This is a genomic window from Dinghuibacter sp. (assembly GCF_035492835.1).
Taxonomy (GTDB): Bacteria; Bacteroidota; Bacteroidia; order Chitinophagales; family Chitinophagaceae; genus Dinghuibacter.
Map to the genome: position 1 here is coordinate 1 of NZ_DATJIY010000205.1, position 15910 is coordinate 15910.

13 protein-coding genes are annotated in these 15910 nt (G+C 60.3%); 8 read left to right on the forward strand and 5 right to left on the reverse strand.

Annotated elements, in window-relative coordinates; genetic code table 11:
• The 5 genes from VL547_RS19175 to VL547_RS19195 all read right to left on the reverse strand — a co-directional run.
• On the reverse strand, positions 1-1403 hold a 1403-nt coding region (locus VL547_RS19175; protein WP_325580937.1), incomplete at its 3' end, for an ABC transporter ATP-binding protein.
• Positions 1384-3192: an ABC transporter ATP-binding protein gene (locus tag VL547_RS19180; RefSeq protein WP_325580939.1), complete on the reverse strand. Its 1809-nt coding sequence runs from the start codon at positions 3190-3192 to the stop codon at positions 1384-1386. The genes VL547_RS19175 and VL547_RS19180, both read right to left, overlap by 20 nt.
• Positions 3193-3260: 68 nt before the next feature.
• Positions 3261-4502 (reverse strand): beta-ketoacyl-ACP synthase II, encoded by a 1242-nt coding sequence (gene fabF / locus VL547_RS19185; protein WP_325580941.1) that lies wholly within the window; start codon positions 4500-4502, stop codon positions 3261-3263.
• Positions 4499-5053 (reverse strand): TetR/AcrR family transcriptional regulator, encoded by a 555-nt coding sequence (locus VL547_RS19190; RefSeq protein WP_325580943.1) that lies wholly within the window; start codon positions 5051-5053, stop codon positions 4499-4501. Before VL547_RS19190 ends, fabF begins: the two co-directional genes overlap by 4 nt.
• A gap of 35 nt (positions 5054-5088) precedes the next feature.
• Positions 5089-5286, reverse strand: a complete 198-nt coding sequence (locus tag VL547_RS19195; protein ID WP_325580945.1) for a hypothetical protein — start codon at positions 5284-5286, stop codon at positions 5089-5091.
• A gap of 108 nt (positions 5287-5394) precedes the next feature.
• On the opposite strand from VL547_RS19195, the gene VL547_RS19200 reads away from it, so the two are divergent.
• From VL547_RS19200 to VL547_RS19235, 8 genes are all read left to right on the forward strand, one after another.
• On the forward strand, positions 5395-5904 hold the full coding sequence (locus tag VL547_RS19200; protein WP_325580947.1) for a DUF4399 domain-containing protein: 510 nt from the start codon (positions 5395-5397) through the stop codon (positions 5902-5904).
• Between the two features lie 84 nt (positions 5905-5988).
• Positions 5989-6549 (forward strand): RNA polymerase sigma-70 factor, encoded by a 561-nt coding sequence (locus tag VL547_RS19205; RefSeq protein WP_325580949.1) that lies wholly within the window; start codon positions 5989-5991, stop codon positions 6547-6549.
• 128 nt (positions 6550-6677) lie between these two features.
• Complete coding sequence (locus VL547_RS19210) at positions 6678-7895, forward strand: FecR family protein (protein WP_325580950.1); 1218 nt, start codon at positions 6678-6680, stop codon at positions 7893-7895.
• A 213-nt stretch (positions 7896-8108) separates the two neighbouring features.
• A complete protein-coding gene (locus tag VL547_RS19215; protein WP_325580951.1) occupies positions 8109-11405 on the forward strand; it encodes a TonB-dependent receptor in 3297 nt (1098 codons plus the stop codon).
• Positions 11406-11415: 10 nt separating this feature from the next.
• Positions 11416-13020 carry a RagB/SusD family nutrient uptake outer membrane protein gene (locus VL547_RS19220; protein ID WP_325580952.1) on the forward strand — a complete coding sequence of 535 codons (1605 nt, stop codon included), beginning with the start codon at positions 11416-11418 and terminating at the stop codon, positions 13018-13020.
• Between the two features lie 4 nt (positions 13021-13024).
• Positions 13025-14164, forward strand: coding sequence for a SusE domain-containing protein (locus VL547_RS19225; protein ID WP_325580954.1), 1140 nt, complete (start codon positions 13025-13027; stop codon positions 14162-14164).
• 4 nt (positions 14165-14168) lie between these two features.
• The gene (locus VL547_RS19230) at positions 14169-15302 is read left to right on the forward strand and encodes a glycoside hydrolase family 76 protein (protein ID WP_325580956.1); all 1134 of its coding nucleotides are present in this window, start codon (positions 14169-14171) and stop codon (positions 15300-15302) included.
• Positions 15303-15379: 77 nt separating this feature from the next.
• The coding region (locus VL547_RS19235; protein ID WP_325580958.1) for a hypothetical protein at positions 15380-15910 on the forward strand (531 nt) is incomplete at its 3' end.

Below are 15910 nucleotides of genomic sequence, written 5' to 3' on the forward strand. Positions count from 1 at the left end.
GCCTCGGCAGAAAGCGCCTCGTACGACGCATTGCCGTACACGATGTTGTCGCGCAGCGTCCCGCTGAAAAGGATGGGCTCCTGGAGGATTACGCCGATCTTTTGCGTCCGCTCTCCGGCATCGAAGGTCCGGATGTCCCGGCCGTTCAGCCGCACCGTACCCTTTGTGGGGTCGTACAGCCGCGCGACCAGGTTGGCGGTCGTGGTCTTGCCGCCGCCGGTGGGCCCGATAAATGCGTAGGTCTTCCCTTGTTCGAGGTCGAAGTTGATGTCGTGGAGGACTTCCTTGCCGTCGGGGTAGTGGAAGTAAACGTTGTTGAACGACACCAGCGGCGCTCCCGCGGCGGCGCCCGAAACAGCCGGCTCCTGACGCAGGTTGGTCTCCAGCATCAGTATCGCGGATATCCGGTCCCAGCCGGCGAGCGCGACTTGGAAGTTGGCCCACAGCGCCGCCAGCTGGCGGAGGGGGTTGTAGAAGTTGACGGTGTACTGGAGGAACGCCACGAATTCGCCCAGCCGGAACGTGCCCGGCTGGTTGTGCCCCTGCCGGACCAGGTAGATGCCATAGAGGAGCATGCCCAGCTGACCCAGGCCCGCGCAAAAACCATAGACGGGGGTGAACAGCTGGTTGGCGACCCCGGCGCGGATGGATGCCTCATAGTTCTGTTCGTTGACCTCCTGGAATTTCCGGCGGAAGTAGTCCCGGCGGTTGAAGGCGATGATGACCTTGAAGTTTTGCAGGCTTTCCTGTATCTCCGCGCTCAAACCACCGGTGGTCTTCATACTCCGGGCGTTCTGGGTCTTTACCCAGCCGGACGTCAGCTTGGTGAACGCGTAGAGCAGCGCCCCGGGGGCCAATGTGACCAGGCCGAGCCGCCAGTTCACGCAGAGCATCAGGATCGCCGCGCCCGTCATGATAAAGATGCTCGACAGGAACTGCATCAGCGATTGCGAAAAGAACTGGTTGATCTTGTCGGTATCGTTGTTGACCCGGGAGATCAGGTCGCCCGCCTTGTTCTGGTTGAAGAAGGCGACGGGCAGCTCCTGGAGCTTGCCGAAGATCGAATTGCGGAGGGTGAAGAGCAGCCGCTGGCCAAAACCCGCCATCAACCGGGTTTGCATATACCCGGTGAAGAGGGCGGTGACGTACATGGAGAGGAACACCGCGCCATACCGAAGGACCGAGGGGAAGTCCGGGTGCGTGACCACGATGAAGTGGTCGATGACATAGGAGATCAACAAGGGGCCCGCCAGGAGCAGCCCTGAATTGATCAGCATCATCGTGAGGGCCCCGATCAGCCGGGGGCGCTCGTGGGACATAAGCTTCAACAGCTTGCCCAGGGGCCCCCAGGTGGCGTTGCGCTTCGGCGCGGACGCGGCGAGTTTATTCAGATTGTATTCCATGGGTGCTTCTTTGGGACTGATAGATCTGTACGTATTCCGGGCTGGACTCCATCAACGCCCCGTGGGTGCCCGTGGCGATCACTTCGCCTTCCATGAGCAGCACGATCTGTTCGTAGTGCTCGATCGACGCTATCTTCTGCGTCACCGACAGGAGGGTGATCCCCGGGTAATTGCGCGCGACGTTTTCCAGTATCTTCCGTTCGGTCCGGTTGTCTACGCGGGCCGTAAAGTCGTCCAGGAGCAACACCTGCGGGTCGAGCGCCAGCGCCCGGGCCAGCATGATGCGTTGTTTCTGGCCGCCGGACAGCGTGTTGCCCCTTTCGGAGACCAGCGTGTCCAGGCCTTCCGGGAGACCGTCGATAAAGTCGCGGAGCTCCGCCGTATCCACCGCCCGTTGGAGGTCGGCGTCGGTCACCGTGGTGCTGAAGGCGATGTTCTCGCGGATGCTCAGGTTGAACATGATGCTGTCCTGGAAAACAAAGCCGACCTGCCGGTGAAAGGACTCCTTCTCATATTCCCCGAGGGCGTGACCGTCAAACAGGATCGCGCCGTGGGTGGGTTTCACCAGGGCCGTCAGCAGGTACAGGAGCTGTGTCTTGCCCGCCGCGGTGGGCCCGATGATCGCGGTCCGGGAGCCCGCGGGGATGCGCAGCGATACGTCCTTCAGCGCCGGTTTTTGCCCGAATACCAGGGAGATATCCTTTAGTTCGATCGCTCCCTTCAGCGGCTCGGTCCGCGTGCCCGGGTCGACCGCGTCCGGCGCGTTCAGCACCATCTGGATGCGGGCATAGGAGGCCGTGGCCTGCGCGATGATGTTGCTCATGAACCCGATCACGATGATGGGGAAGATCAGCAGGGCGATATAGCTGTAGAACGCCATGAAGTTCCCGATCGAAATGGAGTGGTTGATCACGAAGTGACCGCCCATGACCAGGACCGTGAGCGTGGCCATGTTGGCAAAAAAGGTGATGACCGGGATCAGGATGGCGAACAGCCCCACGATCTTGAGCCCGATCTCCTGCGCGCGGCCGTTGGCTTCCAGGAATTTTTTGTACTCCAGCATCTGCGCGTTGACGACGCGGATCACGGCGGCGCCCAGGATGCTTTCGTTGATGACCTTGTTGAGCCAGTCGATGATTTCCCGGCTCTTCTTGAAATTCGCGCGCACCTTGCCGAGGACATAGAAGAAGCTGCCGGCGATCGCCGGGATGATGATCAGCACGATCGACGCGAGCCGCCAGTTGATGCTCATCAGGATGATGCTGGCCCCGACGATGATCACCACGGAGCTCGCGATCGACACGACCGCCTGGGCGACGAACATCTTGACCGAATCGATGTCGGAGGTCAGATTGGTGAGCAACCGGGCGGGGTTGGCCGTTTGGATATAGGCGTGGCTTTGACGGGATATCTTGTCGCTGAGCCGCGTCCGCAGGTCCCTGGCCACCTTTTCGGAGGCGTAGGTTTGGATAAAGGACTGCGCCATGACCAGCAGGAGGGTACCGGTCACGCTCAGGAGGAAGTACTTGGTGGTCCACCAGGCGTCGAACCGCCCGGCTACGAGGTCGTCCACCGACCAGGCCGTGATCTTCGGCAGGAGCAGGTTGAGCCCGTTGCTGCCGATGGCCAGGAGCAGCAGCACCAACATGAGGCCCCGGTAGGGGGTCAAAAGGCTGAATATGCCGGGGGGCTTTGGGCCCGGGGGGCCGGCGGGCTTCCCGGGCGCTCCGGGCGTAGGCAGGCCGCCGGGGCTCCCATTCTCGGAGGCAGGCGATTTGGCGTTCGTCATGGACGCAAAATTACTGCATTCAGCCCGGCCCGAATATTACTTTGCTGCTAATCGCGCCATTTCTGCGGCTAAATCCCGCGAAATACGACGATCCCGTTGTGCCCGCCGAACCCGAAGGTGTTGCTCATAGCGGTGCGGACCGTCGCCTCCCGCGCTTCACCATAGACGATAGGCAGTTCGGCGGGGATATCCGGGTCAGGATGCAGCGTATTGATCGTCGGCGGGATCATACCTTTATCGATGCTCAATACGCACGCGATGGCCTCGATGGCCCCCGCCGCGCCGAGCAGGTGCCCCGTCATCGATTTGGTCGCGCTGATGAGCGGGATGCGGTTTTTTCCAAGAAAAAGTTTGGACATCGCCCTTATTTCACTCATGTCGCCCACCGGGGTGGACGTGGCGTGGGCATTCAGGTAGTCCAGGTCCTCGGGGTTCACCCCAGCTTCCCGGAGCGCCAGCTCCATCGCCTTGTAGGCACCAAGACCCTCCGGGTGCGTTGCCGTCATGTGATAGGCGTCGGCCGTCATCGCCGCCCCGCCGATCTCCGCGTATATCCTGGCGCCCCGCGCCCGGGCGTGCTCATATTCCTCGAGCACCAGCGCGCCCGCTCCTTCCCCGATCACAAAGCCGTCTCGTTCGACGTCGAATGGCCGTGAGGCGTGGGCCGGATCGTCGTTGCGCATCGACATCGCCTTCATCGCGCAGAAACCGCCCACCGAGGCCTCGGTGATCCCCGCCTCCGAACCGCCGCTGATGATGACCTTCGCCTTCCCCAGCCGGATATAGTTGAAGGCGTCCATGAGCGCGTTGTTTCCCGTCGCGCAGGCCGACACCGTCGTATAGTTGATACCCATCAACCCGTATTTGATCGAGATCATCGCCGGCGCCATGTTGGCGATCATCTTCGGCACCAGGAACGGGCTGAACCGGGGTATCATCCCGCCCAGCGCGTATTCTTTCACCTGTTCCTCGAAGGTTTCCATCCCCCCCTGGCCCGTACCCCAGATCACCCCCGTGTCAAAGGGATCCATGGCCGAAAAGTCCAGCCCCGAATCCTTGACCGCCTCCGCCGTCGCCGCCAGCGCGTATTGCGTAAACCGGTCGGTTTTACGCACCTCCGCCTTGTCCAGTACGGCCGCCGGGTCGAAGTCCTTTATTTCGCAGGCAAAACGCGTCCTGAACAACTTCGCGTCAAAGCGCGTAATCGGTCCCGCTCCACTTTTACCGTGTATAAGACTGTCCCAGAAAACGGCTACCGAATTGCCCAGGGGCGTCAGCGCGCCCAGACCCGTGATAACGACTCTGTTCATATCAAATCTTTTTGTAGTTGTGCTATGATGGTGTTGAATACCCCGGCGCCCTGGACCCGGGCAAGTATGACCGACGACATGAGTGTTGCCATGATCACCGGCGCAAACTCCTTGCCCTGCTTAAAGGTCCCCTGCTCCAGTATATCCGCCACCCAGTCCAGGATGAGCCCGCAGAGTTTTTCCAGCTGCACCTGCATCTTTTCCGGAAGGGTATTCTTGTCCGGGCAAAGCGAACCCATCAGGCAGATCTGCCCCCGGTCCCAATAGACCCTGAACAGACCGATCAGGTTTTGCAGCTGGGTTACCGGGCTTTCGTGCTGCCACCGCTCGCCGTTCCGCTCGAATCGCTCGATTTCCTGTCTTAGTATGGCCACACCCAGGTCTTCCTTTGTCGGGAAATAATAGTGGATGGCCGCCGGTTTTATGGCCAAACTGTCCGATATGTCCTTGTAACTGAAGGCATTGAAGCCTTTCTTGCGGACAAGGTCATCGGCCAGGGACAATATTTTCGTACGGGTATCCAAATGGGCGTCGCCGGGGTTCGGGCGCAAAGATACTTACTTACTACTAAGTAAGGAAATTTCCACTATCCCCCGCCGGCGGGTTTGGCCGCCGCACGTCCGCCGGCAGGCGCCGCGCTCTTAGCGATGGTGTACCGGGTGATGCACGGGATGATGCACCGGGTGGTGTACCGGGTGATGCACGGGGTGATGGGCCCGATGGTGGACGGGGTGATGTACCGGGTGGTGGACCGGATGATGCACCGGGTGGTGGGTTTGCGCAAACGTCGCAGAGCCGATAGCAAGACAAGCAAGTATCATGGTGATCTTCATAATCAATCTTTTCTATGATGCAATTTTAAGCATAAATTGTGCCCCAAATAACACCAACTATGCGAAATACTTTCCAATGGCTGGCGGGCACTGCACTGCTGCTGGGGCTCGCGGCCTGTAATGGTGGCGACAAATCCGCCGAAGCGAAGGACACGACTGCCGCCAAGGACACGTCCATGCAGTCCATGAAAATGGACACCGCCGTGTCCGCGTTGCCCGCCGTTCCCGCGGGGGCAAAGGTTTACTTCAAGAACCTGAAGGACGGTCAGAGCGTCAAATCCCCGCTGAAGGTCGAATTCGGGGTGGATGGCATCGCCCTCGACACCGCCGGTGCGCTGAAGCCCAACTCGGGCCACCACCACCTGCTGATCGACGCCGGTGATTCGATCGCGGCCGGCACGGTCGTTCCGAAGGACTCCACGCACCTGCACTTCGGGAAGGCGCAAACCGAGACCACGATCACGCTCACGCCCGGCAAGCACCGGCTGGCGCTGCAATACGCCGACGGTATCCACCGCTCGTATGGCAGCCAGCTGTCCCAGGCGATCACCGTGGATGTGAAGAAATAGTTGAATCGTCTTCCAGGCGATTTGGAGGGGGGCCGGATGGGCCCCTCTTTTTTTATTTCCGGTTTTCCCTACCTTTATCGGACGATGCTTGTCCTGCCGCCATATGAGGAAAGGGAACTGCTGTGCCGTATCGCCGAGGGAGACGAGGCCGCCTTTGGCTTGCTGTTCAACGCCTACCACCAACGGCTGGGGGCCTTTGTATACCGGCTTACGGAATCCTTTCAGGCCACCGAAGAAATCGTCCAGGACGTATTTGTAAAGATCTGGCTCAAACGGGCTACGCTCGGGGAAGTCGCTTCCTTCGACGCCTATCTGTTCGCTGCGGCCCGCAACCACGCCTTCAATTATCTCCGCGCGCTGGCGCGGGAACGCAGCCGTCTGGCATCCCTGCCGCCAGAAGAGGCCCCGGCCCTTGCGGGCCCCCCGGACGACGCCACTGAAGAGCGCCACGCGCTCCTCGACCAGGCCATCGCCCACCTCCCGCACCAGCAAAAGAACGTCTACCTGCTCCACCGGCGCCAGGGCCTCAGCCACGCCGAGATTGCCGAACAGCTGCACCTGTCCGTAGAGACCGTAAAGAAACACATGTCGCTCGCGCTGCGTTCGATCCGCGACTACCTGTCCGTCGGCCGGCTGACGGGCTAAAGCGCGGCCGCAAAAGGAGCGAAGCGCGGCCGCGGAACACACGAGTGGAGCGCCCCGAATTTTTTTTCAAAACGCATTACTTCTTTTTCCCGGTCGCGGTGTCTTCCTTGCAAGACAACCCCACCTCTATGCCCACAACGAGACTGGCTATTTTGTTCCAGCGCTATTTTGACAAAACCGCCACCCCGGCGGAGGTCGACGAATTCCTACGACTGGCGGACAGGGAGGAGCATGCTGCGGAATTGCAGACGCTCATGGAGGAGGCCTGGCGGAATCAGCGGCCGGCGACGCCGGTGTTTGCGCCGGAGCAGAGTTCAACCTTGCTTAACAATGTGCTGGCCGCCGGCCGCGAAGAAGCCTCCGTCGCGGATACGCCCCGCGTCGGTGTGCCCCGTGTGCGGTGGCTTTGGCGCGCCGCCGCGGCGGCTATAGCGATAGGCATCATCGGCGGTGGCGCATGGTGGATGCAACAGCGTCACCAGGCGACTCCGGTCATCGCCCGGGTGCCGCCGTCCCCTGTAAAGGACGTGGCGCCGGGGTATAACCGCGCCATCCTGATCCTGGGCGACGGCTCCGCCGTGAGCCTGGACAGCGTACGGCAGGGAAAACTCGCCCAACAGGGGCAGACCACGGTGAACCAGATCGCCGGCGGGAAAATCGCGTATGACGCGGCGGGCCGGGGCGAGGCCGGCAAAGGCGACGCAGGCAAAGCCGACGCCGTCGTCTATAACATGGTAAAAACCCCGCGCGGCGGCCAATACCAGGTAACGCTGTCCGACGGCAGCAAAGTCTGGCTGAATGCGGCGTCGAGCCTCCGTTTTCCCACCGCCTTTACCGGCGGCGACCGTACGGTGGCGCTCACCGGGGAAGCCTACTTCGAGATCGCCCAAAAACAGAACCAGCCTTTTAAGGTAGAGGTGGGCAACACGATCGTGGACGTACTCGGGACGCACTTCGACGTCATGGCTTACCCGGAGGAAAGCTATCAGCAGACGACCCTCCTGGAGGGCGCGGTGAAGGTGTCGGACGATGCGCAGTCGGTGTTGCTCAAACCCGGGGAAGGCGCACGGATAAGCCAGGGACAAATACAGACGATCGACGCCGACGTCGATCAGGCGATCGCCTGGAAGAACGGGTTGTTCCAGTTCGATGGAACCCCGGTGGAGGAGGTGATGCACCAGATTTGCCGGTGGTATGACGTGGACGTGAAGTACGGCGCGCCCATCCAGCGGCACTTCTCGGGGCAGATCGAGCGGAGCGCGTCGCTGACCCAGGTATTAAAGATGCTGGATATGGCGGGAAAAGCAAGGTTCAGCCTGGAGGGCAGGACCGTGGTGGTGAACTGACGGAAGCGCCGGTAAAACCGGCGGACAAAAAAGGCAAAAGGAGACCCAAAAAAAAACGAAGTGCGGGTCGAGACGCACTTCGCCATAAAGTTTGGGCGCTCTTGACATATAGTACCTACATCTGATAAACCCAAACAGTACAAATGTATGCGAATTGACGCTCTTTGTGAAATGGCGCCACCCAGGCGCCGTTTCCGAACCAAAACGTTGCTGATGATGACCAAACTGACTGCAGTTTTATTAGTCTCGGCTTGCTTGCAGGTAAGTGCCCACGGGTACTCCCAAAAAGTCACCCTCTCCGAAACCGATGTCTCGCTGAAAAAGGTCTTTAAGGAGATCCGAAAGCAGACCGGTTATCTTTTTTTCTACAGCGACGAGCTCCTGCAGCAAGCCAGGAAGGTCTCCGTCCACCTGCGCGGCGCCCCGCTGACGGACGTCCTGGACAGTTGTTTCAAAGACCAGCCGTTTGTCTACGACATCGTGGACAACACGATCGTGGTTAAAACCGCCCCGATGGTATTTACGCCGCCCGCGGACCAGGTGGTGGTCAAGGGCAGGGTCACCGACGCCAGGGGGAACGCCCTGCCCGGGGTATCGGTGACGGTGAGCGGCAGTAACAAGGGTGTGGCCACCGACGACAAAGGCGACTTTTCCATACAGGTGGACGCCTCGGCCACGCTGCACTTCACCTACATCGGATACGAGCCGATGGACGTGGCGGTGAAAGGCCGCACCACGGTCAGCGTAACGATGCGGCTGGCGTCCGCGGCGCTCCAGGACGTGGTCGTCGTGGGGTATGGCACCCAGCAGAAAACCAGCGTAACCGGCGCGGTGGACCAGATCACCCAAAAGGACCTGGAAGGGAAACCGGCGATCAATACGACGCAGCTGCTCCAGGGGGTTTCGCCCAACCTCATCATTCAAACCTATGATCCCTCCCCGGGCGCCCAGCAAAACATCAACATCCGCGGCGTTGGCTCCTTCAACAGCAACGACCCGCTGATCGTCATCGACGGTATCGCGGGCGGGAACCTCAACCTCATCAACCCGGCCGACATCGAAAGCATCTCGGTGCTCAAGGATGCCGGCGCGTCGGCGATCTACGGCTCGCGCTCCGCCAACGGCGTCATCCTGGTGACCACCAAAAAGGGGCATAAGGGTCAACGACCCACCGTCAGCTATGACGGGATATGGGGCATGCAGAAATCCAAGGTATTGATCTCACCGCTGCCAGCCTGGGAGAACGCCATTTATAAAAACGAATCCCTGACCAACGTGGGGCTGCCCGCGCAATACACGCCGGAGCAAATCCAGGCGCTGGAGGCGGGCGGGGATAACAAGTGGTTCCTCAAGCAGATCCTGCACACGGCGCCCCAGCAAAGCCACAACGTGACCCTTTCCGGCGGCGGCGACAACTCGACCTACCTGTTGTCCGTCGGCGGTGTGGACCAGAGCAGCAACTTCGTCGGCCCGAATTACGGCTACCGCCGTTACAACATCCGGATAGCAGCCACCAGCCAGTACGGCATCCTCAAGGCGGGCGGTACGCTCGCCTACAGCCACGACGAGCTGAAGAACAACTCCTACGACAACGGCTTCCTGATGGCGGACGCGGAGCGCACCCCCACCAATTTCAGCATGCAGGATTCCCTGGGCCGCTACCTGACCAATACCGTGCTGACCCAGTTCAACCCGCTCGGCATCCTCGAACACGGCGGGTACGCGCTCACGACCAACGACGACATCACCGGCAACGTCAACGCCGAGATTACGCTGTTCAAGGGCTTTAGCCTGAAGGGCGTCTTTGGCGGCGACGTGGACTGGAACCACTACTTCAAACGCGTCATGCAGGTAGACTTCTATCCGCAGGGCGTATATGGGAACGACCGGACCACGGGGGACACCTACGGCGTGACGGTGTTCACCAACACCCAGCTGATGGCGCAGTACAACCGCGTTTTCGGGGAGCACCACGTCAACGCGCTCGTGGGCGTCGCCAACGAGTCCACGACCTTCCAGGGCAGCAACGTCTACTACACGCTTACCGACAGCGCCCTCGGTACGCCGACGACGGGGTCGATCATCTCGACGAACGCCTCCACCTCGAACATGGGCTCGTCGATCACGGCCCTGAACTCCGCGTTCGGCCGTGTCAACTACGATTACAAAGGCCGCTATCTCGCGGAGGTCGACTTCCGCGAGGACGGTTCCTCCAAGTTCCGCCCGGGGTTGCGTTGGGGCTTTTTCCCTTCGTTTTCCGCAGGGTGGAAGCTCACCGACGAATCCTTTATGGACCACATCCGCCAACACATCGGCGAGCTCAAGATACGGGGCTCCTACGGCGTGCTCGGCAACCAGGCGGTGGGTAATTACCAGTATTTCACGCAATACCAGTCCTATGTCGCCATGTACGGTTTCAACAATACCGCGGTCTCCGGCGAGGGCTTCCTTTTCTCCAACCCGGAGCTGACCTGGGAACGGGCCGCCACCCTCAACGGGGGCGTGGACGCGTACCTGATGGATCGCCGCCTGCAGGTATCGCTGGACTATTTCAACAAGCTGACGAGCCACATCCTGGTATCGCCGGCGGTACCCGGGACATTTGGTACGTCGCTGCCCAATTACAACGCGGGAAAGATGCGCGACCAGGGTTGGGAGGTGTCGGTCAAATACAGCCTGCCCGGACGCCTGTTCAGCCACACCTTTGCCTTCAACCTGGCGGACAACCATAACGAGGTGCTCTATTTCCAGGGTACCCAGCAACTGAACGGGGACGCCGAGATGTATACCGTCATCCGCGCGGGTCTCCCCTTCCAGTCCTATGTGGGGTACAAAAGGGACGGCTACCTGCAAACCCCGGAAGACGTCGCCAAATACGCCAAGCCCGTGGGGATTACCCCGCAGCCCGGGGACAACAAATACGTAGACAAGAACGGGGACGGCGTCATCGACCAGAACGACTACTACTACCTCGGGAATCCGTTTCCGCGGTTTACGTTCGGCTTTACCTATACCGTCGCCGTCAAAGGGTTCGACCTGAGCCTCTTTATCCAGGGTGTGGGCAAGCGGACGATGTTCGTCCGGGGAGAGCTGGTGGACCCCTTCCAGGGGAACTATTCGTACAACATATTCCAGCACCAGCTGAACTTCTGGACGCCCACCAACCCCAACGCCAAGTACCCGATCCTGAGCGCCAACGGGAGCCAGGCGCAGGCCAACGACTACAACCAGCCTTCCAGCCTGTATCTCTTCAACGGCGCCTACGCGAGGTTGAAAAACCTCCAGGTGGGCTACACCCTCCCGGGTTTGATGTCGCGTAAGCTGCACGTGCAAAAACTGCGGGTATACTTCACCGGCCAGAACCTGTTGACCCTGTCGGCGGTCAAGTTCCTGGACCCGGAGTCGACCGAGTTCAACAACAGCCTGGGCAACGCATACGGCAGCAACCAGAGCGGCCGCGTGTATCCGACCCCGATCTTTTACGGGGGTGGATTGGATGTAACGTTTTAAAACTGAAAAAATGAGACGCACACTATTTTATACGCTTTGCCTCCTCGGGTTGGGTTGCCAGAAGCTGAACCAATCCCCGGGAGATAAATATACCGACGCCAACTACTGGTCGACGCCCGCCAACGCCAACGCCCTGCTGAATACGGCCTATGCGCAGATGTACGGGAGCGACGTTTTCTTCTACAACGAAGGAATCTCTGACAACTGCTATTGCGGCAGGGGAGACCAGGACGGCGCCTTTTCCATCGCCAGCGGGAGCTTTGACGCGTCCAACGGGCGTTTCGAATCCGAGTGGAGCGGTCACTACGGCGGTATCAAATCCTGCAACGTCCTCCTGGACAACGTGGACCGCGTCCCGAACTATGACACCGTTCAAAAGGCGCAGCTGATCGCGCAGACCCGGTTCATCCGGGCCTTCCAATATTGGCAGCTGATGACATGGTTCGGTGACGTCCCGCTTTTCGACCACGACATCACCCTGCAACAGTCCCAGACCATCGCCCGGACGCCCCGGGCCCAGGTCCTTGCCTTTGTCATGGCCGAGTTGAGCACGGCACAGGCCGGCCTGCCGGCCAGCTGGGACGCGGCCGACCTCGGCCGTATCACCAGCGGCGCGTGCCTGGCGCTCAAGGCCAGGGTCCAGCTGTATGAAGGGAACTGGCAGGCGGCCGCGGCGCTGTGCGACAGCGTGATCGCCACCAACAGCTACAGCCTGGTCTCCAGCTACGCGAATATCTTCAGTATCGCCAATGAACACAACAGCGAGGTCATCCTGGACGAGGAATTCGTACCCACCCAACGGATGTACGGTTGGACGTTCGACCTGATACCCATCTCCGCCGGCGCCCGCGACAACGCCCTGGCGCCGACCCAGTCGCTGGTCGACGACTACCTGATGATGAACGGGGATACCATCACCCAGGCGAGCTCGGGATACGATCCCAATAACCCTTATATCAACCGTGACCCCCGGATGACCGCCACGCTGGTCTACCACCTGTACAACTGGACCGTCCCCGGGGGCGCTTCGCACACGATCTATATCAAGCCGGGGTCGGACACCAGCGCCACCAAGGGGGCAGATGAATACGTGCCAAACGGCGGTTTTGGCTCCTCCACCGGGTACTACTGGCGCAAGTATTTCGACTGGACCGCGCAGCCCGGTGAAAACTCGGGGCTGGACCTGATCCTGATCCGTTATGGGGACATCCTGTTGATGGACGCGGAAGCCAGGAACGAGCTCGGCCAGATGGACGCCACGGTGTGGAACCAGACGATCGGCGCTCTCCGTACCCGCGCGGGTTTTACCGACCCGAACGCCATCCAGTTCAACGCCGCCTGGACCCAGGCTCAGCTGAGATCGATCATCAGGCGGGAGCGTCGTACGGAACTGGCCCTCGAAGGTTTGCGTGCTTTCGATATCCGCCGGTGGAAGACCTCCGAAGTCGTCATGAACGGGACGGTGCACGGCGCCATGTATGGCGATCCGTCCGTGGACGGTGGCTATATCCAGGCGGGCAAACGCACCTTCAACGCCGCACGCGACTACCTGTGGCCGATACCCACCTATGAACGGCAACAGAATCCCAACCTCACTCAAAACCCCAATTATTAAAATTATGAAACGCATTGTCTATATATCGGTCCTCCTGTTGGTTGCGGGAGCCTGTAAGAAAGAATACAAATATTCCCTGGACCAGACCACGAGCCCGGTATCCACGCTCTACGCGCCCCAGGACAGCCTCTTCCTGCAGATTACGCCCGGCGGCTCGTCGGTCATCGAATTCGAGTGGGCGCCCGCGCACGCCGAGGACGGCAGCCTGGTGCAATACGAGGTCGCCTTCGATACCGTCAAGGGCGGCAATTTCAAAAACCCGCTCTTTACGGTGTCATCGGACAATACCGGCGTCGCCACCACGGCCACCATCTCCCAGTCGACCCTCAATTCCATCGCCAAGATGGCGGGTATCGGCTCGCTCGACACGGGCAGGCTCTACTGGACCGTGCTCTCCACCAAGGGCTTGAACACCGTGCCCGGGACGCAGACGCATATGATGACCGTCGTCCGTCCCGCCGGGTTTGACAAGATCCCCACGGACATCTACCTCACCGGTTCCGCCACCGAGGGCGGCGCCGACCTGTCCAAGGCAATCCACTTCAAAAGTACCGCCGCCGGGGTATTCGAATTATACACCTCGCTGACCAGCGGCGGGTCCTACCAGTTCGTGGACGCCAACACCGGGACGCCGACGACGTATTTCATCACCGGCCCCAACCTCAAGCAAAGCGGGTCGAACAGCTACACGGATACGACCGCCCAGGTGCGTTTCAACCTGGACTTCAACAACGCACTGGCCACGGTCACGGTCATCCGCAGCATCGACGTATGGTACGGCGACTTCGACGACGTCAAGTATCACCTGACCTACAACGGGAACAGCACCTGGATCGACAAGAACCAGCTGATCGTCGAGCCCACGGAATCATGGGGCGCGGAAGAGCGGTACAAATTCCGTTTCACCGTAAACGCCGGCGGCGGCGCCTCCGACAGCTACGAATGGTACGGCAGCTCGAACGGCGACAACAGCGAACCCACGGCGACGACGGCGCCGAGCTACTTCTATCTCTTCCCGGTGACCAGCGACCAGTGGAACAATGAGTACAAGTTCGAGACGTCCACGGAAGACAATAAGCAAAACGACATCGAGGTCTTTTTGCAACCGGACGCCCCTTACACCCATACAGTAACACCACATTGATACGATGAAACGATATATAATTCTTTTGCTGGCCTGCGCAGGTTGCGCCAAGAACTACGACTCGGTCAACTTCGGGTCCGGTTCCTCGACGGCCTACGCCTACGACTGGGACAAGATCGCCGACACCAGCACCCACGCGATGATCGCCGCCTACTGGAACGCCTCGGGCGGCTATTACAACACCAACAACCAGGGCAACACGACCTTCCAGTACTGGCCCCAGGCCCACGCGCTGGACATCCTCGTGGACGCCTCCATGCGCACCGACAGCAGCACCTATACCGACCTCATGTCCGGGTGGTATACGGGCGTACAGGCCGGTAACGGCGGGACCTTTATCGGGTTCTACTACGACGACATGGGTTGGAACGCCAACGCCATGCTCCGCGCCTACGACGTGACCAAGGACGATCGCTGGAAAACGGCGGCCCAGGCCGTCTGGACCGATATCCAGGGCGGCTGGAACAATATCGAGGGGGGCGGCATCGCCTGGAACAAGCAAGCGACGTATAACAAGGGCACCCCCGCCAACGGGAACGCCTGTATCCTGGCCGCGCGGATGTACGAGCACTTCCAGAACGCCTCCGACCTGGCCTGGGCGCAGAAGATTTACAACTGGGAGAAAAGCACCCTGGTCGATCCGGGCACGGGCTTTGTCTACGATGGCATCAACGAGAACAACGACGGCCAGCTCAATACCACCTGGTGGTTCACCTACAACCAGGGGCTGTTTATCGGCGCCGCGCTGGAAATGTACAACGCCACCGGGCAGCAGTCCTACCTCAGCGACGCGCTGCTGACCGCCAACAACGCCATCACCGACGACCGGATCGTGTCCGCCGGTCTTTTCCACGACGAAGGCCAGGGCGACGGCGGTCTCTTCAAGGGGGTGCTTGTCCGTTACCTGACCCTGCTGACGGTCTCTCCGGCGCTCGATGCCAATTCCAAACAGCGTTTCGCCCAGTTCCTAAAGACCAATGCCCAGTCGCTTTGGCTCAAGGCGACGACCCGGCCCGGTTACTTCTACGGCAGCAACTGGTCGGTGCCGCCTTCCGGCGAAACCGACCTGACCACGGAGGAGAGCGGCGCGATCCTCTTTGAGGCGATGGCGCTATTAAATAAAAATAAACTTTTATAAGTTCCTGCTTAGGAGTGCTTAGAAAACCCGTACATTGTACGGGTTTTTTTTATCCTTAACTCCTAACCACTCTACCTATGCGCGCTTACCTATTGCTAAGCCTACTCGCCCTTCCCTTTTTTGTACACGCCCAAAACACCTTCCCCTCCACCGGGCCCGTCGGGATCGGCACGACTTCGCCAAAGGCCTTCCTGGACGTCGGCTACACCGTCGCCGATACGCTGTCCAGCGTGCTGGGGCGGTTGGCCGAGGGCAACGCCGACAGTATGGGTACCTACCTGGCCGTCCGGGTCGGCGCCACCCAGCCGGGGAGCGCTTTGTCGTTTTCCCTGGAACACCGGTTTTACGGACAGCTGAACAACGCCATTAACTTTTACCGGGGCGGCAGCACCCAGGGCGGTTTTATGACGTTCAGCACCAGTACGGGTGCGGAGCGCATGCGGATCGACCAGAATGGCAACGTGGGTATCGGCAACGCCAACCCGACGACGCGCCTGTTGGTCTCCCAGCCCGGGTTGGCCACGCTGACCAACGCCAATTCCTTCAATACCCTGATCCTGCAAGCCGGCAGTGCCCTGGCTTTCGGTGGTAACGGCGCCATTTCCGCG